Origin of the sequence: Pelagihabitans pacificus (genome assembly GCF_009371985.2) — a bacterium.
GTDB classification, from domain to species: domain Bacteria; phylum Bacteroidota; class Bacteroidia; order Flavobacteriales; family Flavobacteriaceae; genus Pelagihabitans; species Pelagihabitans pacificus.
On the sequence record NZ_VIKU02000004.1, the window covers coordinates 231873 to 256425 of the forward strand.

The window sequence follows — 24553 nt, forward strand, 5'->3', positions numbered from 1 at the left end:
ATCGACTAAACCGTAACTTTATTATATCATTTAAAAACATTTTGCCATGGAAAATCTTAGTTTGAGAGGGCGAATTTTATCCGAGATCGAAAGCCTCGTCGCCCAAAGCTTTCCGAAGCAAAAGGTTCCCCAAAATGTTGAAAAGCTGCACGTGGCACTTGTTAAAAAGCACTACAATGCGGCCGATGTCTCTATCGATTATCACAGAAGAAGGGTCGAGATGGATATCGTTATGGATGATCGGGCGTACGATCCTACAAAGGTCAACACCGATCTGCCAACCTTGCACGCGAACCTCTGGTTCCGGAATCTAAGCGATTTCTTGAAATCATGCCTAGATAAAGACAACAGAAGTCTCGCGTTTTATGCCAGTCTACTAAAATCATATCGGAATAACGATATGATAGTGGTGGCCTAATAAGACCAACGACCAAACCAATATAATTAGAGGATCCTATTGAAGGGTCCTTTTTTTTATGCATTAATTTTCAGGGTGCATCTTTTTCGATACACCATTTCATAGTACTCTTGGCGGGAAAGCGTTGCGTTTAAACGAGTATCTTACTAGGCAGCCGTATTTTACGCTTTTCGTTAACAGCTTGTTATCAATATTTTTAATAGTTTTGCCCACCAAAAATAAACACCAATCCTAAAGGTAGGACATAACCGTTCAAAATAATCGATGATACTCTGGTGGTAGTATTTTGAATGGATTTTGTTATAAGGTGACTCTTAAAAATCAGTAAATATAGACACATGAAACGGATTGCGATTACTTTATTGCTGCTTATGGGTTTTGCGGCAAGCGCCCAGACCAAAAGTGAACTTCAAAAACATTACGAGGCGTTTTACAATGAAATGCGGTTACAAGGCGATGTTACCGGTGTGATTAATGCCATGACGCATTTAAACGTAATCGCACCTTCCAAGGAACGAAAAGATACCTTGGCCTATATCTATGCCAATGACAACCAGCATTTACAGGCCTTGAATACGATTGGTATTGAAAAGAACGAATCGGATTCGGATTTAGCCGTGCAGGTAAAGGCCATCTCGTTGAAGGCCCTGAGCCAACCCAAACGTGCTTTGGAACAGTTTGAAATCCTTTATAACAGAAAGCCGAATCCCTACCTCGCCTATGAACTGGCCGATTTAAAAATCCAAGTCGGGGATACCGATGGGGCCGGAACCCATATCGAATACGGGATCGCGAATGCAAAAGACGAGATGAAATACGCTTTTTATGAAAGGCAACAACCCTATGAAGTTCCCTTAAAAGCAGCGTTCCTACACTTAAAGGGATTGATGCAGTACAACAAGGATAAGAACAACATCGATGCGGCCATTACCTATATTGACGAGGCCTTGAAAATCGACCCGAATTTTAATTTGGCTAGTTTGAGCAAACAGGCCCTGGAGTCACGAAAAAATCCGCCCGCCGCTGCGGAAAAGAAAGACTGATTATCCTGACTTGCGTCAGATGGAAATCCAATTCCACTTTTTTTAATAGTTAATGCCCTTTTTTGTTCAAATTTTGGGACACGAAAGTAGCCAAGTCGTTCAAGGCGGTCCGGGTATTCTTTTTAAATACCCTTTTTAATACTAATGCGATCAGGGCTTTTTTAAAGGGTGATTTTGCCGTCCAATAGGTCTGTAATTCCAAAGCGCATGAGTCCTTCGAAGTGGGGGTCAGTACGTAAAACTGATACAGCGCATCGACTGGTGGTGGAGTTGTCGTCATTTCACCATATACCAGCTGCCCAGGCTGTACTTCCTTTGTGACGGTCACAAAATTCAAATGCTTACCATTGACGACACAGATATGTTCGGAGCCCAAACGGGTTACCTCATGTTCATTATACTCGAACTTGTCGGCACCTTTGACCCAATGATGGCGGTATCCGTAGTTGGTGATATATTCCAACAAAGAGGAAGCCGATATCGGAAATTCCTTTTTTTCACATAAATTAGGAGGCGTGCCGAAGCTCACTTTTTTTCCTTGGGAAAAGGTGGTGAGGTTTAACTTACTTTGGTCGATCAGCGAGTAGATATAGGCCACTTCCTTACCGTCGTAGGTGTCTTGCCCCTCTTTGAACCGAAATACCCTACTATAGTAGTAGATAGGTAGTTCGATAGCGCTCGCCAATTCCCGGCTGACCAATGCATAATTCTCACTATCGATCGAATTTTTGAGCAAACGATGCGCTTCAATCACCTCTTGTCCAAAAGGTTTTCGATTCCCCTGTACCTCTAAGTATTGCAATTCGCCGCAGTGTGCAACCAGCTTCAACTGCAGATTAGGTGCTGAAGCACAGGCGTTACAGGGGCAAATCCGATTTTTTTCCAACAGTTTCAGATGGCTATAGAAAGCTATAAACATTGTTTCGATCTGTGCCAACAGGCGTTCTTGGGAAAGTACTTCTCCTTCTTTATAGAAAAATAGGGCATCGCCCTCTATTTCGGCCAGTTTTAACTCTTCCGTATTGGCGTCGATGAGCACTTCCAGCAATTCGGCGATTACATGTTGGCTATGCGCTACCTCTGTAGTCTGCACAAACTTGGTGAAACCAGAGATATCCGGAATAAAGAGTAAAGATTTTGCCATCGCGTAATTAGTATAGTTTCTACCTCGATCCTTGGCGTACATACCATCGCCTAATGGATGCTTTCCCGATCCGGCCTTACTTGTCTAAAATAAGTTTGGTATCCAATGTGTTGTTGACGATGATATTGAACTGGTCACGAAAAGCGTTATAGGCCGCAATCATTTCCAATACGGAATTTTCGGTATCCAATCTATAGATCAAGTCCCCTTTCACCTTTAGCACAAAGGTTTTGAACATTTTTTGTCTTCCTTTAATCTGGGGTTTGTCGAATGGTGTAGGGTATTCGGAACTCTCCAATTCTTTCTGTTTCTCGATAAGGCCCTCGATGACCAAACTAAGGTCTTCTCGATTCTCGACGGTGTAAAGTACATCAAAGCTGGTTTCCAACGCCTTGTATTCGACCCAGTCGTTTAGAATAGATTGTGCCTTGGCATTGAGGGCGGTTTTTTTGGGCCATTTTTCAGTAGTTATTTCAAAGGATACGGTGTCTGAAGCTACGGTTTCGGACTGCTCTTGTTTACAGGAGGAAATCAGTAAGAGAGATGCCCAAAAAAAGAAGAATCTTCGCATGGGACGAATGTACAAATTTTAATAAAAGCTATCTTTACGGCCCATTCATTTAACGCGACTTTAATGAAACATACTATATTGATTATCGGTGCATGTGGCCAGATCGGCACGGAACTCACGTTCAATCTCCGACAGAAATACGGTTCTGACAAAGTGATTGCAAGCGACATACGCGAAGGCAGTGAAGACTTGATGCATTCCGGGCCTTTCGAAATATTGGACGCCACCGATTATGATGCTTTGGAAGAGGTAGTTGCCTACTATGAGGTGGGAGAAGTATATTTGATGGCGGCCATGCTGAGTGCTACGGCTGAAAAGTTTCCTGAACGTGCCTGGAACCTCAATATGAATTCGCTGTTCAATGTGTTGAACCTAGGGAAGGAAAAGAAGGTTGAAAGAATATTTTGGCCATCGAGCATTGCCGTATTCGGACCAAACACCCCTAAGGACCAAACACCACAGCATACTATGATGGAGCCCAGCACGGTCTATGGTATCAGCAAACTGTCCGGTGAACGTTGGTGTGAATATTATTTTAAAAAGTTTGGAGTCGATGTAAGAAGTGTTCGCTATCCCGGCTTAATCAGTTGGAAAACCATGCCGGGTGGGGGCACTACCGATTATGCCGTGGAGATTTATCACGAGGCCGTGGCGGGTAATACGTTCAACTGTTTTTTAAAGGGCGATACCAAACTGCCGATGATGTACATGGAGGATGCCATTCGTGCGACCTTGGAACTTATGGAGGCCGATGCCGAAAAAATCAGAATACGCTCCTCTTATAACCTCGCTGCGATGAGTTTTACCCCAAAAGAAATTGCCCAAAGCATTCAGCAACGATTTCCTGATTTCAAGGTTGTGTACGAGCCCGATTACCGGCAAGCCATCGCCGATTCCTGGCCCAACAGTATAGATGATTCCCTTGCCCGAAAAGATTGGGGCTGGACACCGGAATTTGACTTGGAAAAGACAACCGGTGAGATGTTGGCCCATCTAAGCTAGGGAACTGAATTTCAATTTTTTCTCGATGGCCATAATCATCGAATTGGCAATATCCTGTCCCGTTGCATTTTCGATTCCTTCCAAACCTGGTGATGAATTGACTTCCAATAATAACGGGCCTTTATTCGAACGGATAATGTCCACCCCAGCGACCGCCAAGTTCAATACTTTTGCTGCCTTTAGGGCCAATTTCCGTTCTTCCTGGGTTATTTTGATGATGGACGCTTTGCCACCTTGGTGAATATTGGCTCTGAATTCACCCTTTTCGGCCTGTCGCTGCATCGAAGCCACCACTTTCCCATTGACCACGAAACAACGAATGTCCTGGCCGTTAGCCTCTTTAATGAATTCTTGGACCAGGATATTGGTGTTGACACTTTTGAACGCGTTGATAACGCTTTCGGCCGCTTTATTGGTCTCTGCAAGCACCACCCCTTTTCCTTGTGTACTTTCGAGAAGTTTAATAATCAACGGCGCTCCGTTGACCATTCGAATAAGATCCTTGGTATCCATTGGTGATTTGGCAAAACCGGTTATGGGAATATGGATGTCGTTTTTGGAAAACAATTGCGAAGCGAACAATTTATCGCGGGACTGGGCAATCGCCTCTGCAGAGTTCTGACAATATACGCCCAAATTATCGAACTGTCGTATCAATGCACAGCCATAAAAGGTGACCGAAGGTTTTATTCGGGGAATGACCGCATCAAATTCGTTGAGGATATTCCCCCCACGGTACCGAATCTCGGGCGAACGGGCATCCAATTTCATGTACGCCAATTCTACGTTGAGAAACACGATTTCATGTCCTCTGGCCTCCGCTGCCTCGACCAGCCTTTTATTGCTGTATAATTCAGGGTTGCTCGCCAATAGGGCAATTTTTAATCCAGTTTTTTCCTTAAAGTAAGGAGCATAGATCGAATTCAATTCTTCTTCCTTGAAGTCCTGGATCGCATAGCTATCGGCAGGATTAACCATATACCTATTGGTGAGGGCCTCCCGCCCTAGGAGCATTCGAAACTCCATAGTATCCCGATTGGCCAAAGTAAGCTCTATTCCGAATGTATCATGGCCGAGGGCAACCGGTGTTTTGACTACTAAGCGCTCTTCGGAGATTCCCGAGGAGCTTTTTACCATGCGTCTATCAATCAGACGGGCATCGCATTCAATGGCAATGCTTCGATTCTCCTGTAGGGGGTTCACCTCAAATTTTACCCACTCCTGGGCTCCCTTGTTGTATACCTTTATATTGGTCGCCTGGATCGACGAGGTTTTGGCACCGGAATCGACCCTGGCCTTAATGGCCGGAATCCCCATATCGGGAAAAATGCACCATTCCTCACTACCTATAATTTTTAATTTTTTCAATCTGGTTGGGTATAAATGTAGTTTCTTGAATAAAGACGTATTTGCAGGGGGATGACACCGTCAAAAACAGACTATTGACTGAACATTTCGTTTTGATCTCTGAAGTGTTTGAACTCTACCATATAACCGTTGGGATCCTTTACGAAAAAGGATATATGCTCCCCCGATTGACCCCTTAAAAAGGTAGCTTGGGTAGTCACTTCGTATTCAAAGGATTGCAACCGATCATGAAGCCGCTGCCAGGTATCCTGATCGACGATGACCCCAAAATGAAATGAAGGTAATACGGAATCTTCAAATTTGTAGGTTTGGTACGAAAAATTAAAACCTCCCGATTTGGTAAAGGTAATTTGATTTCCAAACAGGTCGATGTCGAGCCATTGTGATGTGTTCCTACCCAGGTCGGCACCAACAACCCCTGTGTAGAATTCCTTCGTCCTGCCAATGCTCAAACACGGCAGTGATAAATGAAACGATGCGGTTTTCATAGGACGCTATTTTAAAAGATGAAATTTTAAATGTTCCGAACTATTTTTGTTTACAGACTAGCTTATCAATAGCACAACCCCCTTGTCCAAATAAGTCTTTTGTCGATTGCGAAGCGTACGAACGGCGCCAAACTGGTTCAATTCCCTTCGTTACAGCAATAACTACTTCGGCAATCAAGACTATCCCCGTATAGAGGGTGGTGGCCACCGCGTTGATGCCATTGGTCGGAAATGAAAAGTGACAGGGCGTAATTGTGCCCAGGCCCGGGCCATCGAGCATGAATACTACCTTGCACCCTTGAGAGTTATCCAACAGTGTTTCATTATGGCCTTCTTCCCAATAAGGGTCCTGCGTATTTTGGTAAGACGGTATCATGGCTTTCCTGGGCTCCTTAGAATCCCCTACGTCCAAAAATTCAAGTCCAATATTTTCGATTTCATCCATTTTCATAATGGTGGTCTTTCGCCAGTTTTGGGTACTGCTTGGCTAGACACTAAAATTTTCATGAAAATGGATACATTGCCGGTCAAAAAGAACTAATACTGTGAGTATTCGGAAAGTAATAAGATTTGCCCAACGGTATGTTCAGATGTCATCGTTTTCGTCGGATAGATCCTCCGGATCGGGCTCAACTACCGCTGTGGGATCGTCATCTTCAAAATCGGCATAGTCGTCCTCATCGTAGTTTTCCATGGTATACTCGAGTTTGGCACTGATCTTCACCAGATACTTGGTATCCTCGGTAAGTACCTCGACCGCCTCGATGCGCTCCCCGTGGGAATTTCGAAACGTGATGATGTTACGATCATCGTATCCATCAGGGTAGCGCTCCACCAGAAGTTTGAGAACCTCCGGGGTCAGCTTCTTGAAATCAACGATGACTCTTTTTAAGTTTGGGTGCCTGTCCATAATTACATATCCAAAAGGTAAGCAAAAATTAGGGGAGCCACAATAGTGGCATCACTTTCAATGATAAATTTTGGAGTATCGATGTCCAGTTTGCCCCAGGTAATCTTCTCATTGGGTACCGCTCCGGAATACGACCCGTAACTGGTGGTACTGTCACTGATCTGACAAAAGTAACTCCAAAAAGGCGTATCGGTCCGTTCCATATCTTGATACAACATCGGCACCACACATATGGGAAAGTCGCCGGCAATACCCCCACCTATCTGAAAAAATCCGATACCATTGTCGGCATTGTCGGTATACCAGTCGGCCAGAAAGGTCATATATTCGATTCCCGATTTCATGGTGCTTGCCTTTAGTTCGCCTTTGAGCACGTAGGAGGCAAAGATGTTGCCCATGGTACTATCTTCCCAGCCGGGGCATACAAGCGGTAAATTTTTTTCAGCGGCTGCAAACATCCAGGAATCCTTGATGTCGATTTCATAATATTGTTCCAAGACCCCTGATAAGAGCATTTTGTACATAAACTCATGGGGGAAATAGCGTTCTCCTGCTTCTTCCGCGTCTTTCCAGATTTTAAAGATATGTTGTTGTAGGCGTCGAAAGGCTTCCTCTTCGGGAATGCAAGTATCGGTGACCCGATTGAGTCCCTTTTCCAATAAGGCCCATTCATCTTTTGGTGTCAGATCACGATATTCGGGCACCCGCTTGTAGTGCGAATGGGCCACTAGGTTCATAATATCTTCCTCCAGGTTTGCACCCGTACAGGAGATAATATGTACTTTTTCCTGTCGAATAATCTCTGCCAAAATCTTCCCCAGTTCGGCGGTCGACATCGCACCGGCCAACGACACCAACATCTTGGCTCCTTTGTTGAGCTGCGCTTCGTAACCTTTTGCCGCATCGACGAGGGCGGCCGCGTTGAAATGCAGATAATAATTCTCGATAAAATTTGAAATAGGCCCTTTAGTCCTCATCATGGTTAAATTTTTTGTTCGGCGCTACCGGTTTCCGGGCGGTGTCATACGTATTGTCGTACTCATCCTCGGCGGCCTGCCCCATGAATTTATAGCTCAACATTTTATAATAGAGTTTGGCAGCAAGAAAATCGCTATGCTTATCTACCTCGTTCGGGCAAAGTTCTACCAGGTCAAAACCGACCACATTTTTCTCCTCGAACACCTGTTTAAGAAAATCGAGGGTCTCGTACCAGAATAATCCTCCCGGTTCGGGTGTGCCGGTCGACGGCATGATGGAAGGATCCAAGGCATCGAGGTCAAACGTGATGAACACATTTTCGGTTAAGGTATCGATGGCTTTATCCATCCAATATTCGTCATTGGCCATTTCGTGGGCAAAAAAGGTCTTTTCTTCATCCATGTAAGTCTTTTCGATGGCATCCATGCTTCGGATGCCTACCTGCACCAAATTGGTCGTTTGGCTAGCCTCATGTACGGCACAGGCATGGTTGTAAGGTGTGCCCTCGTAGTATTTTCGGAGGTCGGCATGCGCATCGATATGCAATACCGAGAGGTTATCGAAACATTCGTTAAAGGCCCGAATAGTCCCGATGGAAATAGAATGTTCCCCACCGAACAGGGTTACGAACTTGTTTCTTTTAATATACTCCTTGGTTTTTGTATGTACTGCATTGACCATTTCCTCCGGGCTACTAAATGCGGTAATGGCTTCGGCTAAATAAATGCCTTGCTCATAGACTTCGGTATCGGTCTCGATATCATAGAGTTCCATGTTCGCCGAAGCTTCCAAAAAGGCTGAAGGCCCTTTATCGGCACCTTTACCCCAGGTACTGGTGCCATCGTAAGGGACGGGTATTAATATTATTTTAGCTTTTTCCAATTGCGCGAACTCGTCAGGAATTCCAGCGTAATTCTTAATTGCGTTCATTTTTTATTTCCTTTTATTTTATGATTCGTTACTTCAGGCCACTAGTCTGCAGTGTTTCCGCTTTTGACGCTTTCTTGGCTTTTTCCTGCCCGTATCCCAAAATGTTCAAAAAGTCTTCGGCTTTTTGTTGGGGGCTGAACAGTTCATACATTAATGTTCCGTTTGCATCCCTGTTGATCAGGATATGCTTGGGTTGTGGTATCAGGCAATGTTGCAGGCCTCCGTACCCTCCTATCGTTTCCTGATAGGCTCCGGTATTGAAGAAACCGATATACAGCGGTTTGTCTCGCTTGTATTTGGGCAAATAAATTGCGTTCATATGCTGCTCACTGTTGTAATAATCATCACTGTCACAAGTAAGCCCACCCAATAAGACCCGCTCGTACTCGTCGTACCACCGATTAATGGGCAACATGATAAAACGCTTGTTGATCGCCCAGGTATCGGGTAAGGTGGTGATGAACGACGAATCGATCATGTTCCATTTCTCACGATCGTTCTGCTGTTTCTGGTACAGAATTTCGTAAATGGCCCCGCCGCTTTCGCCTACCGTAAAGCTTCCGAACTCCGTGAAGATATGCGGTACCGCTACATCTGCTTCGGCACAGGCAATGCTGATTTGGTTCAAAATCTCATCGACCATATACTGGTAATCGTACTCGAAGGCCAAGGAGCTTTTGATGGGGAAGCCTCCTCCGATATTTAGGCTATCCAACGATGGACAGATTTTTTTCAACCGTACATACACCTTTAGACATTTTGCCAATTCGTTCCAGTAATACGCATTGTCGCGGATGCCGGTATTGATAAAGAAGTGGAGCATTTTGAGCTCGACCTTGTCATGGTTCTTAATTTGATTTTCGTAGAACGGAACAATGTTCTTATAACCGATTCCCAAGCGGGAGGTATAGAATTCGAACTTGGGCTCTTCTTCCGAGGCGATTCGGATACCTACCTTGAAAGAACCATCGATGGCCTCGGTCAGTAAATCGATTTCCTCATAATTATCGATGATCGGGATACAGTTTTCATGGCCTTCGTTGATCAAACGGGCGATGTTTTCGATATAGTGGTCCCTTTTGAAACCATTACAGATGACGTAGGTGTCGTTTTTGATTCCCCCGGTCCTTTTAAGCTGCTCTACAATATTGATATCAAAGGCAGACGAAGTCTCGATATGGATGTCGTTCTTTAAGGCTTCATTCAACACATGATGAAAATGCGAACTTTTGGTACAATAACAATAGTAGTATTTTCCCTGATAGTCTCTTTTGGCCATGGCCATTGCAAACCAGTTTTTAGCGTGCTGGATGTTTTCTGAAATCTTGGGCAAATAGGTGAATTTCAAAGGACTTCCATAGCGTTCAACGAGTTCGTTCAGGGGAATGTCGTGAAAGCGAAGATATTCGCCCTCCAAGGTAAACTCTTCCTGGGGAAAGTAGTATGTTTGATCGATCAGATCAATGTATTTGGTATTCATTTAAAATACGAAAGTGTTGTTATTAAAAAGGATGAAATTCTCGTAATTTCCAATCAATAAGTAGCAACAACGATCAAATCTGTATTTGGCTTTGGGTAGTGGCAATAAAAAAGTATTCGTGTTGACTGCACACGATCGAAGGTGTCTCGGAAGTTAGCTTTAAAATTCGGCCACCTATCTGATAAGTCATTGAGGGGTTTGACTTCCTAATTCCCCCCAACCCGAACGTAGAAACACGTTTCATGATGTTCAGCTAAAAGCATAAAGGTGAATCGAGGCGAACCACGATTAGAGAAAGCAAATGAAAACAAAAAAAACGAAAAAACAAGGGTTTTTAAAAAAATTACGCCGAGGATACCATTTTGTTCTTTACGGTAGTATTTGAATAGTGTAAATCTTATAATATTCTTATTTTAAGGATATTAATTTTTACTTTTAAGGATTAAATCAATTTCTATGAAAACAACAAAAAGTGTATTGTGTATTATTCTGTTGTTAATCCTTACTGCTTCCGGGGAAGTTGCTGCACAAATTGCCAAAGGAGTGTATCATTTTGATCAGGAAAAAGAGGGTTCGACCGTACACCACGAACTCAAAATAAGTGACTCCTATTTTATTCATTCCGTATACGAAAAATCGCCGGCTAAGTTCATCAAAACCTTGGGCGGATTTTATGCCGTCGAGAATAATGAACTAAAGGTCGACCTGGAATTCAATTCGGATTACGAAAAGGATAGTATAACGGAATTGGCTATTCCCTATGTCATTTTCGATGGAAATTTGATTCTCAACACGAACAATAAGATGATCTTTGTACGTGCTGAAAGCAACGAACAGGAGTTGGATGGCCCCTGGCTATTTGCCACCCGTGGTCCGGACGAGGGGCAGAAACGAAGGGGGGAAGCCGATTCCCGTAAAACGTTGAAATTCCTGCTTGACGGACGCTTCCAATGGATTGCCTTCGATACCGAAGGTTTTCAGTTTAAAGGTACCGGGGGCGGCAGCTATACGGCCAATAATGGAACGTACGCCGAAAGTATAGCATACTTCTCAAGAGACAATTCCCGTGTTGGAGCCACCTTGCAATTCGATTATGAAGTAAAAGGCGACGATTGGCATCATAAAGGAAAGAACAGCCAGGGCGAACCTATGTACGAGATCTGGGGAAAACGGGGTCCAATGTAGGCAGACATCAGTTTCACAGGGCTGGGAGCCGCTGTTGACAGGAAACCCATCTTATGGTCGGATACCTGCTTCGCTGCCCATCACTTGAGACTTGCGTTTCAACGTTTTTCAGTGGCCCCAACAACTCCTGTGTATCAAGGCCTGTTTTTCTTAAAACGTTGCCTCTCCCCTTTAGGTAGGGATCTAGTTTCGATTTTATAGTGTTCGATGGATTGATAGGTAAGCGTTAAATAAAACCAAAATAGGGCGTATTCCCCATTTTTGCTTGAACGTATGTCACATTGGAAAAGCGGGTATTGGTGAGAGGATAACGCGCTAGAGCGATGATAACCTCTCGCTTCTATTGAGACTTTTGTCGATCCTTCCAATTCCAAGAACAGCGTTATCAGAAACCATAAAACTGGAATGATCGGCAACATCAACCATCTTACCAAGTATCCCGTGAAAGGCGAATTATAGGGACTACTAAAAGAGACCGGGTTTGGGAGACGATAGAAGAAGTTTTGTATGTTCCAAAGCTGTCCTTTAAAACGGCCAATTAACAAGACCTCTATAAGACCGCGAATAGGAGACGATGCTAAAAGTTTAGCGCTTCAGAATAGCCGTTTTGTGAAGCACATAAAAGAACAATTAAAAATTTAGAAAAAATATATAAAACGTATCTTTAAAGTAACAACCTATCAAAGTGCGTTATTATGCGGGGGACCATAAACGCAATAATCGTTGATGACGAACAAAAACATCATGAAACCTTGGGAAAAATGCTTCAAAATTTTTGCCCAATGGTGCATGTAGTTGGATATGCCTATTCCGTTCAGGAAGCGTTACCCCTGATTAAAACCTTAGATCCAAACCTTATATTTTTAGATATTGAAATGCCATCGGGCAACGGGTTCACATTATTCGATTCTTTTGAGGACCCACCTTTTGAGGTAATTTTTACCACGGCATATGATCTTTATGCTATCAATGCCATAAAATATGCGGCTCTCGACTATTTGATGAAACCAATCAATATTCAGGAATTGAAAGGAGCTGTAGCGAGAGCGGAAAAAGTAAGGGCTAAAAAACAGTCGCAAAGCAGCGCCAAAATCGATGCTCTTAAATCAAATCTGCAACTTAAGGACACAAGATTTACTAAAATTGCTTTGCCATCAGCTGACGGTATCGACTTCATTGAAGCCAACACTATAATCCATGTTGAGGCAGAAAGGTCTTACTCCAATTTTTATCTTGATGGTGGGAAGCGAATTATGGTTTCTAAACCACTAAAAGAATATGAAGCACTACTTGAAGCTTGTAATTTTTTTAGGATACACAAGTCACACATGGTAAATCTAAATCATTTGGATAAGTACATAAAGGGCAAAGGGGGTTATGTTATTATGAAAGATGGTTCCCATGTGGATGTGTCGGTTAGAAAGAAAGATGCGCTTCTTCGAAAGTTAATGTAAGTCATTTGGAAAGACGAGTACTACCCTTGTTCCCGTTGGCCTGCCCTTGGTTTCTAAATCTACTATACTTACACTAAATTCCTCTTTCTCCATAACCGCATTAAGCATTTCTAGTCGTGCTTCTATGTTGGCCATAGCAACTGAATGATGTTTTTTTGGCTTATATTTTATACCCGCTTCACGTCCGATGCCATTATCTGTAATAGTACATTTGACAATGTCGTTTTCTTCCTGTATGAGCAAATATAGTTCACCGTGTCTATCCAGCTTACCAAGTCCATGAATGATTGCATTTTCAAGATAAGGCTGTAACAACATGGGAGGAATCATGATGTCTTCCGGGTTTTCTACTTGAACGGAAATATTATATGAAAAAGATTTTTGAAAACGAATTCTTTCCAACTCCAAGTATTGCTTTATAAACTTTATTTCATCGGATAATGAAATATACGGGGTAAGTGAATTTTCAAGATTCAAGCGCATTAAACCAGCAAATTCTGAAAGGTAATTAACCGCATCTTCCGTTTCTTGTGTCATAACAAGTGATTGCACGGAGGCTAGGGCATTAAATACAAAATGTGGATTCATTTGCGAAGAAAGCATCATCATTCTCGATTGCATCGCCTTCTGCTTTTCTAACCGTAGTTGTTGTTCAAGGAATCGTTTCGTAGTAATTGCCGAACGAACACGTGATTTCAGGGCGACTTCATTTATGGGCTTGTGGATATAATCGTTTGCTCCAAGTTCAAAGCATTTGGCAAGCGTATCCCGTTCATCTTCCGCAGTAATCATTATTACAGGTAAATTCTTGTGCTTGGAATCTGATTTTATTTCCTTGAGCCAATCCAATCCATTTTTCCCGGGTAGATTGATATCCAATAATAGTAAATCAAAATTTCCCTTTTCCAATCGCTCCCTAAGAAAATCGGACCGTGGAATGAATGCGACCTGATACCCCTCACCACTTAGAAGTTCTTTAAGCTGTTCTAGAACTTGACGATTATCATCGACTATTAATATGGAATCCATTATCAATACTGGTTTTTAATTTGGGCAATCAAGTTTTCAAAACCCCGGCCATCACCTGAGTAGATAATTTCCAAGAGTGCTTCCTTTAATGCACTTGAAATTAGATCCGATAACGTCTCAGCGTAGTCTACCAACTTTTCGGTTTCATAAATAGGGGTGCTTTTCAGTGATTCCAAAACAGTTTTTAACTTTTTACTTTCGCTTTTGGTAAGGACTTTTTGTTCTTCTCGAATATTGGAATCTTTTGTGCCCAGAAATTGATTCAAACATTGTATCAAAATATCCAATTGAATAGGCTTTGTGATATAGGACGAGAAACCTGCGGCCATTGCTCTTTCTTGTTGCTCCTTAAAGGCGTCAGCTGAAAAAGCGACAATGGGTGTTGATGTGTCTTTCTCTCGTATACGATGCATAGCTTCATACCCATCGATCCCGGGCATGTGTATATCCATAAAAATGAGGTCAGGCTTGTATTTGAATGCCATTTTTACTCCTTCTACCCCGTCATTTGCGACCAAAATATCATGATTGATTTCATTGAAAAAAGCCTTGATCATATCTTGATTCATAGGATTGTCTTCAACCACCAGAATGCGTGATGTTTTGGGAATGGAAAGTGCATTTAACTTTATCTGACCTTGATCCAAATCATTTCTCTCTGGTGCATGATAAGGGACGGTTATTCGAAAAATAGATCCTGTGCCAAGTGAACTCTCAAGGGAAATAGTCCCTCCCATCAAATCAACCATATTCTTGGTTATGGATAGTCCCAATCCTGTTCCCCCATATTCACGCGTTACACTCGCATCGGCTTGAACAAATGGATCGAAAATGGTGGATTGCTTATCGGGTTCGATTCCTATTCCTTCATCCCTGACCTCAAAAAGAAGATGTTTTTCCTCCAAGCTTGCATTGAGGAAGATTTTTTTTCCTTCGGGAGTGAATTTAATCGCATTACTCAAAAGGTTCATAAGAATTTGTTTCAGCTTGCTGCGATCTGACCGAATGAAATTTGGGGTATTGGGTCGGAAGTTATATTCTAAAACTATATTCTTTTCGTTTGCGGCGGCCTTATTCACGTGATATATCGATTGCAACATTTGCTTCAAATTCATGTCCTCTTCTGAAAGTGCAATTTTGCCCGCCTCGATTTTCGAAAGATCCAAAATATCATTGATAAGTTCGGATAGGTTCTGACCGCTGATCCTGATATTGTCCAAATAGTTTTCGAATTGCGTATCCAAGTCAAATTTCTTGCTCTGATTCTGTAAAATCTGGGAGAACCCGACGATAGCATTTAATGGCGTTCTAATCTCATGGCTCATATTGGCCAAAAATTGGGACTTGGCAATATTGGCAGCTTCCGCCTGCTCTTTAGCGTCTCGTAGTGCACTTTCAGTTTTTTTGCGTGCCGCGACCTCTGAGGCCAAATCTTTAGTTCGCTCTTGCACCTGATATTCCAAGTATTCCTTTGATTCGGCCAGTTCGGCTTCCTTGGCCTTAAAATATTTACCAATGAGTAAATTGAACAGCACCTGGGAGCCAAATTTTTTATCGACTTGTCTTAGAAAAGTTACCGCAAAGCTTGCCGCAATGGCATACAAATAAAGTGGTATGACCAAAGGCGAGATCAGAAATGCAGGCATTTCGCTCATTACGCTTGAAAAACTTTGTCCTTCGACCAATACTTGCCCAGCAGTTCTGCCGGCAACAACTGCGATGAGCAGTGCTCCAAAAAAAGCGGATAACTTAACGAACAGAATCTGAAAATAGCTTTTTCTTGAAAGGCCCGATTTGTGGAGCGCAACTTCCAAAGCACCGAACAAAATACCAACAACGGTTCCCCCGACCAAAATATGGACAAGGTGCAATTCCGTTTGCCCCAAATGAAGGCCGTTTTTGACCACTTCCCCTGCACCGTACAACCGTATTATTTTATAGAATAGAACAGCCAACATCCACAAGCCGATTATGAACAAGCTGCTGCGTATGAACATGGCGATATTCTTTGTTTTTTTTTGGGTTGTACCGATCGTGCTCATCACATTTTATTTATGGATTTGATCTACTGCAAATTACTAAGTATTGATTCCAAAAGAACCCCGATGGGAAACCCAAAGAGGACGTTAGGAAATTGAGGGGGAGTTAAACTGAAAAACGCGCAATAATTTCATCCGATTAACAATGCTAAAAATGAAGAAATTCAATAGTCTATATCGGCTGAGTGCTAAAATACAAAATCAATTATTCAGGCGAAAGAACAATTCTAAATGGTTGTTGGCCAGTATTGTTCTACTATTGCTGTTGCCGATTCTAATACAGCTTTATCCAGATTATCGAGTTATCCTTTTCCAAATTGCATTGTCTTTGTTTGTGTTTACAGGAATCCAACTCATCTCGAATACCTTAAAACATTTCGTTGCGGGTATAACAATTGGGGTGATAGCAATATTTTTTATCTGGTTGGGAGCGGAAAATTCAACTGGTTTTTTTATAAAACTGGCTAGGACCCTATCTGCAAGCTTATTTCTTCTCTTCTTGGGATACCGGCTCTCTACTATTATCGGAAGGAGCAAAAAGATAACGCTGAATATAATTGCTGCGGCAGTTTCAGGGTATTTTTTAATCGGACTCTTCGGGGGTCAATTGTGTCAGCTATTGAATCTGATTTTCCCCAAGTCTTTTACTATAATTGACAACGGCTACTATCTGTACGGCCTTACTTACTATTCCTTTACCACATTGACTTCACTTGGTTTTGGGGATATTCTACCTGTGAGCCCACCAGCACAATCCGTTTCATTATTGATCGCCATTGCGGGCCAGCTCTATCTTACTATACTAGTAGCTATTTTGGTTGGCAAATATCTTATTCAAGATTGAAAACTCAGCGCCATCTAAGGTTTCAATGTCATACTTCATAAACGTTCGGAAATCAAAAGAGCACTTTAGGAAACTCGTGCAAGTAAATCGATTGTCCCCCATCTAGTTTTACCTCATAATTGATTGAATCCAAGATTTTTTTGAAAATGAAACAAGCAAAGAAAATAAAGTACCTCGCAATCTTGTTGCTAATGGCCTTTACACAGGTCATGTCTCAGTTGACCGAGGAGGAGTTGGCTAAAATCGCCCAGAACCCCTTAGCAAATATCATAAGTGTTCCGTTTCAGAACAACACCAATTTTGGAATAGGTCCTTTTGACAGAACACAGAATACCCTGAACATTCAACCGGTTATTCCCTTGGCAGAGGGTAAATTCATTATTCGAGCTATTCTTCCCATTATAAATCAACCCAATATCCTATCCGAGACAGGAAATTATAATGGGATAGGCGATATTTCGCTATCGGCATTCTACACAAACAATAAAGGAAAAATTAATTGGGGCGCAGGTCCAATAATCAACCTTCCTACGGCAGGAGAAAATCTTGGTATTAAGGAATGGGGTGTTGGTCCATCCATTGTCGGGGTAATAAAACCTGGGAGTTGGGTAATAGGTGTTTTGATAAATAATGTTTGGTCCTTGGAAAGTGACCTATCGGCATTTACGTTTCAACCTTTCATCAACTTTAACCTGCCAAACGGTTACTACTTAAGCACCTCCCCAAAAGTTACCGCAAACTGGCAAGCCGACTCTGGAAACAAATGGACCATTCCTATAGGTCTTGCATTCGGAAAACTTATCAAACCCAAAGGGTTTTTACCCTTCAATATACAAGGTGGGGCATATTACAATTTAGAGAAACCCGAGTTTACCGGAGCAGAGTGGCAACTGCGAGTTGCCATCACTGCACTAATACCCAAAGCAATATTTTAGAAAAACCCCAAACCAATTTATAAAACTTAAAACGTGCAAAAATGAAAACAGTAAGATATTATCAAATTTTGTTTGCCTTTTTTGGGTTGTGCATCAATAGCTTGTTGGCACAGGATGCAACCAAGGAAAGGCCGAACTTCATCGTCATCGTTGCGGATGATATGGGTTTTTCCGATATGGGCGCCTTTGGAGGGGAAATCAACACCCCTAATTTGGACAAACTCGCATTGGAAGGCGTACGTTACACCAACTTTTATGTGGCCCCAACCTGTTCACCGACACGTTCCATGCTTTTGACTGGAATAGACAATCATTTGGTCGGCTTGGGAAATATGTATGAATATCCCGCGCCAAATCAGCTCAATGAAAAGGGGTATGAAGGCTATCTTACCAAGGATGTCCCCACTATTTCAGAAATACTAAAGAACAACGGCTACCATACGTATATGGCAGGTAAATGGCATCTTGGCAAGGATTCGGAACACATTCCGGCAGCGCAAGGTTTTGAACGCTCTTTTTCAATGTTATCAGGTTCGGGAAGCTATTTTTCTTTTAACGGACCGGATGAAGATGCCACTCCAAATCATTTTAACGAAGACGGAATCTATCTTAATAAACTTCCGAAAAACTATTACGCGACTTCCACTTTTACCAATAAGATCATATCCTATATCGACGAAAACAAAAATGATGGTAAACCATTCTTTGCCTATTTAGCACATCAGGCCCCGCATGACCCTTTGATGGCCCCGGAAAAGTACTTGCGAAAGTATAAAGGTGTATTCGATAAGGGTTGGGATGTGCTTAGGGATGACCGACTCAAAAAAATGGTCGAACTGGGCATTCTATCCGAAAAAACCGAGATGGGTGAACGCCTTTGGTATGTTCCGGGATTTGACAAGCTCAAGCCACTCACTCAGGTTGTAACCGCCCGTAAAATGGAAGTCTACGCCGCCGTTTTGGATTATATGGATATGGAAATCGGGCGGTTGATGAAATACCTTAAAGACAATGATTTGAGAAAGAATACCTATATCGTCTTTTTCTCAGATAATGGTCCAGATGTCAATGATAAATCTTCGACCTATCGAAAATATCCGGCCACAGCTGCCGCCAATTGGATGGCCAAGACCTACAGGCATGGTTTTGAAAATTGGGGTAGAGCCGAATCTTTTACTGCCTACGGCCCTTCTTGGGCGCAAGTATCCACTGCACCCTTTTATGGATTCAAATACACGACCTACGAAGGAGGTATACGCTCGCCTTTGATAGTAGTCACACCAGATAAAAAGGGAGCAGGCCAAATCAATACGGAAGGCATTATGCATGTGAAAGATATTGCACCAACCTTTTTGGAGCTTGCCGGAATCGAACAACCAAAAATCTACAAAGGAGTCAAGGTTTTACCGATGCAAGGGAAATCTTGGGTACAAACGATCCGAGGAGAGAATACCTCCCCAAGAACGGAAACCGATTATTTAGGCACAGAACTTTGGAATGCCAAATCAATTCGAAAAGGGAAATGGAAGATTGTAAATGTACCCGTTCCCATAGGGACAGGGGAATGGCAACTTTATGATATTGAAAATGACCCCGGTGAACGCGCAGATTTAGCTGAACAAAACCCCGAAAAGCTGGAAGAGCTAATAAATGATTGGAATTCCTATATGGAGGAAAACAATGTCATTTTACCTAACCGGACCACTTATGACGGAATGGCAGATAAACTTCCTCCGAGACCACCTGTATACGATCCCGACTTCGGTCGAGGTAGTGAAAAAATAGAGGATAACTAATCAAAAAGAAGATCATGAAGAAAGCGATAATCATATCAATAATAGTTATTACCACATTCAAAATGCATGCTCAACTGGATGGTCCTAGAACTTATTGGGCCCTTCCGAAAAACTTGAACATACTGAGTGCACATGTAATCAATGCAAAAGTTAATGCCTCGGTGAATAATTTGAGCTTCGTTAATCCGAGTGTAACCGTCGATAATAATCTATATATGCTTAGCTATACTCGAAGTCAACCCCTATTTGGAAGAACTTTTTATTCGACATTGATTCTTCCTGCCGGGAATATTACCGCGGATGTCAATGTGGGCCTTCAGGGTCCGGCTGCTACTTCCACTACAATATTTCAACACGGTTTTGGGGATATCATTTGGTCCAATACCATTAATTTAATCGGTGCAAAAGGACTTATGATCAAGGATTTTGTAAGGCACGAAAACCCGACCTTGGTTTACTTACAAGCCGCTATGACCTTCCCTACGGGGAAGTACGACCCCAGTAATGCTATAAATATAGGAAGCAATCAATTCAAGTTTAAGTTGGGCTCACCGATTGTTCAACGGATAGGCCCATGGGTGGAAGGTCAAAGAACGACTTTGGAGCTATTTCCATCCTATAATTTAATCTCGAAGAACGATGATTTTCAAGGACAAGAAATCGATCAAAAGGGAGTTTTCGTTCTCGAAGGACATTTGACCAGGGACATCACAAAAAAGGGATTTCTCTCGCTCGACTATTCCTATATCAACGGCGGAAGTTCTGATTTTATATCAAAGGAAACCGGCGCAATCATTGCGGAACAAGCTGGCCAAAATGCACACTTGATTGGCGCAACAGTTGGCTTTAATATCAATGACCGTCTCAATCTTTTCTTGACTCATAACCAAACTTTTTCCTCAGGCAATGATAGCGTATCCCTAGAAGGTACGGTAACCAAGCTGACACTAAGCTGGAGCTTCCACGATTTCCAAGAAAAATTCAAAAGCTATATGGATAGTAATTAAATGAGTACTAAAAACTACATATCATGAGAACAAAATTTTACCCTTTGAGCGTTGCATTTCTGTTAACTCTTGTAAGCTGTGGCGGTTTAAGGGTTATAAGCGAGCAAAGTGAAACTGCAGATTTAAACAAGTATAATTTCTATACGCTAACAGATATTGAGCCAGGCTTTTTGCCAGATGTAAATCCTACCCAAAAAGCGCAAATCGAGAGCGCCATAACTGCTGAAATCGAAAAATTATCCACTGTAAATGGAAATTCTGGTGTAACCGGGCCAGATATTCTAATCAGTTATTTCGTAATAGTGGATACCAAACAAGATGTTGATACCTATACCAATTACTACGCTCGTCGTCGATGGCAGTACCAAATAATAGATGTGGATATAAAGGAATATAAGGAAGGCACCCTGCTACTTGATTTTATAGATGCCAAAACAAATGAAGTGGTATGGCACGGTAGTGCTACAAGTATGGTTACATCAAATTCCATTCAATTGGAAAAGAAAATAAACGAGGCAGTAATGGCTTTGTTCGAAAAATACAAAGAAGACCAAAAAAATGAGTCAAAATGAAAAAAGAAATTATACTATTCGTCACACTGCTGTTCATCATGACTTTGGTAAGGGCACAGGAGGAAGATTTTAACCTAGCGGGATTGAGTTATACGCTAAATCCGGGGGTAGGATTAAAAAACCCGTCAAACCAACAACTGAATGACGTCGAAATAAACTTATCAGAATTCAGGGCATTTCTTTTACTACCGTTTCGTCTGAAAAATGATAAGACGATCTTGCTGGCCGGGGTTGATTATCTATTTTTAGGGGGACCTCTAGAAGATCTGCCAAATGACAGGAAAGTAGATGCCAATTTACACGCGTTGCGCGTAACTGTAGGGATTAACCAAAAACTTGGAGAACAATGGGGATTTCGAGCATTGCTCTCACCAACCTTGGCTTCCGATTTTTCGGGAAATATAAGTTCCGACGCATTCACATTACAGGCATCCGGGGTCATTCGAAGAATTACCGAACGTGGATTTAAATATGGTTTGGGTGTTGCCTATACCAACGGATTTGGAGAACCCCGAGTAGTACCATTGGCCGAATTCATCTATAAAAAAGATAATTTTGACGTGTTGGTTTTGGCGCCGGTACAAGCCACTATTAGGTATAGATTGAACAAGTTTATTCTAGGTTTTCGAGTAGATTTACAAGGAAACGAATATGCCTTGAATGTAGATAGCAATCTTCCTAATTTGCAACAGGTGGAAAGCGTCAAATTTTCGAGATATAACGTTGGCCCGACTTTGGCCATGGATATATCGAAGGATATTAGGCTTCAGTTATCAGGCGGACTTTCCCTAAAAAGAAAGCTTACTTCGACCAATGCTGATCAAACGACTGAAGACTACGGCTTAGAAAATGGAGCATTTTTTAAAGCTAGCTTTTTACTCGTCAAATAAAAAGGGTGTAAATCTTTTGTAGCTACATAAGGTATCTTTATAAGATGGAGGTGCATCCAAAATATAGGCGGTATTTTTCAAGAATCGTGAGTTTTGGACTAATCTGGTTGGTCTTTGGATTGGCCTATAGTTTTGTGGAGTATGGTATTATGGGGCGGGAGACTATATATCCTGCTACCGGAAACAAATATAACTTCCAAAGTACGCTGCTTTATGCTGGGTTTGGAAGCTTTCTTATGGGACTCTTGCAAGGATGGATTGAGGTCATCTGGCTCAGAAAACGTTTTGAGAATAAACCTTTTTGGCTTAAGATTATTGTAAAGGGTAGCTTCTATGTTACCCTGATTATATTCTTTTTGACATTTGTTGCCATTGCTACCAACATGGAACATTTAAACAGTGGCCCCTTTGACCCTGCTGTTCTAGACAGTCTATATAGATTTATAAGAAGATTCTCGTTTTGGAGCATAATTATTTACGTCTCCCTTATTCTCGGAGTCTCGCTGTTCTATTCGGAGGTAAGCGAATATCTGGGATTTGGCGTTTTGCGTAATTTTTTCATTGGGAAATATCATAGTCCAAAACTGGAAACCCGAATATTTATGTTTCTTGATATGAAATCATCAACTACCATAGCAGAAAAAATAGGTCACAAGAAGTTCTTTGACCTGCTTAAAGACTATTATGCCGATATGACCAATGCCATTTTGGAAACCTCGGGTCAAATCTACCAATATGTCGGGGATGAGATTGTCATTTCTTGGAATAAAAATGAGGGTTTATATAAAAATAACTGCCTTCAATGCTTTGTAAAGATTTTAAATGCAATCACCGAAAACAAAGAAAGCTATTTAGAAAAATTTGGTGTCATTCCAGAGTTCAAAGCAGGCTATCATATCGGAGAGGTTACAAGTGGTGAAATAGGAATTCTCAAGAAGGATATTATCTACACAGGTGATGTTTTGAATACAACGGCACGTCTTCAGGCGCAGTGTAATAGATATAATGCCAAGGCACTTATTTCTGGGCAGTTGTTGGAAGAATTGCAAATGGATGATTCCATTTCCTATTCAAAAATTGGCGAATTAGCCCTTCGTGGAAAGTCGGAACTTATAAGCTTGTATAGTTTGGATTTTCAAGACTTATTAAGTTAAGGGATTGTGCCATAATAGGAACGTTTTTTAAGACTTTGCTATTCTTTCCAACCAGTTTTGTTAAACGGCCTATTTATAGAGCGACTTTGGCCGGGACTGGAATAACTATCATTACAAATGTAGGGTTTGGCAATTTAGCTAGCATTAAAACTGCCCCTTTGCCTTGGGGCAGTTCATTAAATACTATCCTTTTCATAGCCAACAGTATAATCAAAGAGTCTTGAAAACCTTGTTAGCTGCGATCAAAAGCAGTGGTTTTTTTAAAGTATCCAAAACAATGCCATGGGGATTACCATAGGGTTCGATTAATTTTTATCACGTACCTCTTTTATCGAACAGGTACTGATTCCGAAAGGCGCATACAGCGGACAAAAGCTGATAAAGCTAGTTAAAAGGAATACACCCGCTAAGACTAACAACACTATGCCCAAAGTTCCCGTTATGGTTCCTGTAAAATACAACGCTGCGATTATTGCGGCGATGATGAATCGAATAATTCGATCTGAGTTACCCATGTTTTTTTTCATGTCGATATATTTTAGTTAGACAATTTTTGAAAGACAAGAACAATACCCGAAACTACTACTATGCAGATTAGGCACACCCATAAAAATTGGAATACTTTCTTGCTCATGTTTCTTTTTATCAAAAGTACTCAGGTAATTTTAGCTGTGCTGTGACTGTAGTCACAGCTACAAAATTTCAATACCGTTGACATGCTGTTTTACCAATCCTTCAATCTCCAGTTTCTTCATTACTCGACTTATGACTTCTCTTACGGTTCCCAATTCATCGGCTAGCTGTTGATGTGATAATTTGAGCGGATTCTCTTCCCTGACCAACGTTTTGGTCTTCAGATGGTCGTACAATCTTTGGTCCATCTTGTTGAAAAGTACGTGGTGTATCGTATCGAGAAGTTCGCTGTAGCGTTGTTTATATTGTTGAAAGAAAAGTGTATTGATGTCTGGAAATTGCGCTATCCATGTCGAAACTTTTGCGACCGGTAATAATAAGGCTGTGGTGTTTTCCTCTGTTTCGGCGAACACTTGACTCGGTTCGTTTTTTATACTGGCCGAAAAAGACATGATACAACTTTCATCGGGACGTATGTAGTACAACAAAAGTTCCCTATCCTGATACCGAGTGTACACTTTTATCAAGCCTTTTAGTACTATGGGGATGACTTTTATAAATTGGCCTTCACGTAGTATTTGGGTGTTCTTTGGAATTTCCTTTAAAATCGATGCCTTTTGTATCCGTTCTACAAGTTCAGGGTTTAGATAGGAAAGCGATTTTGAGATATCCATAATGGCAAG

Annotated in this window: 25 protein-coding genes; 12 read left to right on the forward strand and 13 right to left on the reverse strand. The window is 41.8% G+C overall.

The features are described from left to right. The first annotated feature begins 46 nt into the window (after positions 1–46). Positions 47–418 carry a hypothetical protein gene (locus FK220_RS14150; RefSeq protein WP_152574995.1) on the forward strand — a complete coding sequence of 124 codons (372 nt, stop codon included), beginning with the start codon at positions 47–49 and terminating at the stop codon, positions 416–418. 338 nt (positions 419–756) lie between these two features. Beyond that, positions 757–1461: a hypothetical protein gene (locus FK220_RS14155; RefSeq protein WP_152574996.1), complete on the forward strand. Its 705-nt coding sequence runs from the start codon at positions 757–759 to the stop codon at positions 1459–1461. 49 nt (positions 1462–1510) lie between these two features. Here FK220_RS14155 and FK220_RS14160 read toward each other — a convergent pair whose 3' ends face one another. Beyond that, complete coding sequence (locus tag FK220_RS14160) at positions 1511–2605, reverse strand: DUF2652 domain-containing protein (RefSeq protein ID WP_152574997.1); 1095 nt, start codon at positions 2603–2605, stop codon at positions 1511–1513. Positions 2606–2681: 76 nt separating this feature from the next. After that, positions 2682–3176 (reverse strand): hypothetical protein, encoded by a 495-nt coding sequence (locus FK220_RS14165; protein WP_152574998.1) that lies wholly within the window; start codon positions 3174–3176, stop codon positions 2682–2684. Between the two features lie 63 nt (positions 3177–3239). Here FK220_RS14165 and FK220_RS14170 point away from each other — a divergent pair, with 63 nt between their 5' ends. Continuing rightward, on the forward strand, positions 3240–4178 hold the full coding sequence (locus tag FK220_RS14170; protein ID WP_152574999.1) for an NAD-dependent epimerase/dehydratase family protein: 939 nt from the start codon (positions 3240–3242) through the stop codon (positions 4176–4178). On the opposite strand, the gene rimK is transcribed toward FK220_RS14170, so the two are convergent. The 7 genes from rimK to FK220_RS14205 all read right to left on the reverse strand — a co-directional run bounded on the left by rimK (position 4170) and on the right by FK220_RS14205 (position 10332). Beyond that, positions 4170–5495, reverse strand: coding sequence for a 30S ribosomal protein S6--L-glutamate ligase (gene rimK, locus FK220_RS14175; protein ID WP_394352432.1), 1326 nt, complete (start codon positions 5493–5495; stop codon positions 4170–4172). The genes FK220_RS14170 and rimK overlap by 9 nt on opposite strands. 122 nt (positions 5496–5617) lie before the next feature. After that, on the reverse strand, positions 5618–6034 hold the full coding sequence (locus FK220_RS14180) for a VOC family protein (protein WP_152575001.1): 417 nt from the start codon (positions 6032–6034) through the stop codon (positions 5618–5620). 40 nt (positions 6035–6074) lie between these two features. Further along, complete coding sequence (locus FK220_RS14185; RefSeq protein WP_152575002.1) at positions 6075–6485, reverse strand: hypothetical protein; 411 nt, start codon at positions 6483–6485, stop codon at positions 6075–6077. 135 nt (positions 6486–6620) lie between these two features. Next, complete coding sequence (locus tag FK220_RS14190) at positions 6621–6944, reverse strand: hypothetical protein (protein ID WP_152575003.1); 324 nt, start codon at positions 6942–6944, stop codon at positions 6621–6623. 2 nt (positions 6945–6946) lie between these two features. Then, positions 6947–7921 carry a deoxyhypusine synthase family protein gene (locus FK220_RS14195; protein ID WP_152575215.1) on the reverse strand — a complete coding sequence of 325 codons (975 nt, stop codon included), beginning with the start codon at positions 7919–7921 and terminating at the stop codon, positions 6947–6949. Then, a complete protein-coding gene (speB, locus tag FK220_RS14200) occupies positions 7911–8852 on the reverse strand; it encodes an agmatinase (RefSeq protein WP_152575004.1) in 942 nt (313 codons plus the stop codon). The genes FK220_RS14195 and speB overlap by 11 nt, the downstream gene beginning before the upstream one ends. 28 nt (positions 8853–8880) lie before the next feature. Then, complete coding sequence (locus FK220_RS14205) at positions 8881–10332, reverse strand: type III PLP-dependent enzyme domain-containing protein (protein ID WP_152575005.1); 1452 nt, start codon at positions 10330–10332, stop codon at positions 8881–8883. 456 nt (positions 10333–10788) lie between these two features. On the opposite strand from FK220_RS14205, the gene FK220_RS14210 reads away from it, so the two are divergent. Together FK220_RS14210 and FK220_RS14215 are read left to right on the forward strand one after the other, a co-directional pair. Beyond that, entirely contained in the window at positions 10789–11517 is a 729-nt protein-coding gene (locus FK220_RS14210; RefSeq protein WP_152575006.1) for a hypothetical protein, read from the forward strand. A 695-nt stretch (positions 11518–12212) separates the two neighbouring features. After that, positions 12213–12971, forward strand: coding sequence for a LytR/AlgR family response regulator transcription factor (locus FK220_RS14215; protein WP_152575007.1), 759 nt, complete (start codon positions 12213–12215; stop codon positions 12969–12971). Here FK220_RS14215 and FK220_RS14220 read toward each other — a convergent pair. Together FK220_RS14220 and FK220_RS14225 are read right to left on the reverse strand one after the other, a co-directional pair. Then, a complete protein-coding gene (locus FK220_RS14220; RefSeq protein WP_152575008.1) occupies positions 12963–14000 on the reverse strand; it encodes a response regulator in 1038 nt (345 codons plus the stop codon). The genes FK220_RS14215 and FK220_RS14220 overlap by 9 nt on opposite strands. A 2-nt stretch (positions 14001–14002) precedes the next feature. Further along, positions 14003–16042, reverse strand: coding sequence for an ATP-binding protein (locus tag FK220_RS14225; protein WP_152575009.1), 2040 nt, complete (start codon positions 16040–16042; stop codon positions 14003–14005). A 151-nt stretch (positions 16043–16193) separates the two neighbouring features. Here FK220_RS14225 and FK220_RS14230 point away from each other — a divergent pair, with 151 nt between their 5' ends. The 7 genes from FK220_RS14230 (at position 16194) to FK220_RS20250 (ending at position 23237) form a co-directional block, all read left to right on the forward strand. Beyond that, the gene (locus FK220_RS14230) at positions 16194–16883 is read left to right on the forward strand and encodes an ion channel (RefSeq protein WP_166204924.1); all 690 of its coding nucleotides are present in this window, start codon (positions 16194–16196) and stop codon (positions 16881–16883) included. A gap of 146 nt (positions 16884–17029) precedes the next feature. Continuing rightward, the gene (locus FK220_RS14235) at positions 17030–17818 is read left to right on the forward strand and encodes a transporter (protein ID WP_238719032.1); all 789 of its coding nucleotides are present in this window, start codon (positions 17030–17032) and stop codon (positions 17816–17818) included. A gap of 41 nt (positions 17819–17859) precedes the next feature. Next, positions 17860–19614 carry an arylsulfatase gene (locus tag FK220_RS14240; protein WP_152575011.1) on the forward strand — a complete coding sequence of 585 codons (1755 nt, stop codon included), beginning with the start codon at positions 17860–17862 and terminating at the stop codon, positions 19612–19614. Positions 19615–19628: 14 nt separating this feature from the next. Then, the gene (locus FK220_RS14245; protein WP_152575012.1) at positions 19629–20621 is read left to right on the forward strand and encodes a transporter; all 993 of its coding nucleotides are present in this window, start codon (positions 19629–19631) and stop codon (positions 20619–20621) included. Positions 20622–20644: 23 nt separating this feature from the next. Beyond that, on the forward strand, positions 20645–21193 hold the full coding sequence (locus tag FK220_RS14250) for a DUF4136 domain-containing protein (protein WP_152575013.1): 549 nt from the start codon (positions 20645–20647) through the stop codon (positions 21191–21193). Next, positions 21190–22083 carry a DUF6268 family outer membrane beta-barrel protein gene (locus FK220_RS14255; RefSeq protein ID WP_152575014.1) on the forward strand — a complete coding sequence of 298 codons (894 nt, stop codon included), beginning with the start codon at positions 21190–21192 and terminating at the stop codon, positions 22081–22083. The genes FK220_RS14250 and FK220_RS14255 overlap by 4 nt, the downstream gene beginning before the upstream one ends. A gap of 86 nt (positions 22084–22169) precedes the next feature. Continuing rightward, positions 22170–23237 carry an adenylate/guanylate cyclase domain-containing protein gene (locus FK220_RS20250; protein WP_166204925.1) on the forward strand — a complete coding sequence of 356 codons (1068 nt, stop codon included), beginning with the start codon at positions 22170–22172 and terminating at the stop codon, positions 23235–23237. Between the two features lie 305 nt (positions 23238–23542). On the opposite strand, the gene FK220_RS14265 is transcribed toward FK220_RS20250, so the two are convergent. Together FK220_RS14265 and FK220_RS14270 are read right to left on the reverse strand one after the other, a co-directional pair. Next, positions 23543–23764: a YgaP family membrane protein gene (locus FK220_RS14265; protein ID WP_152575016.1), complete on the reverse strand. Its 222-nt coding sequence runs from the start codon at positions 23762–23764 to the stop codon at positions 23543–23545. A gap of 165 nt (positions 23765–23929) precedes the next feature. Next, a complete protein-coding gene (locus FK220_RS14270; protein ID WP_152575017.1) occupies positions 23930–24544 on the reverse strand; it encodes a Crp/Fnr family transcriptional regulator in 615 nt (204 codons plus the stop codon). Positions 24545–24553 lie beyond the last annotated feature (9 nt).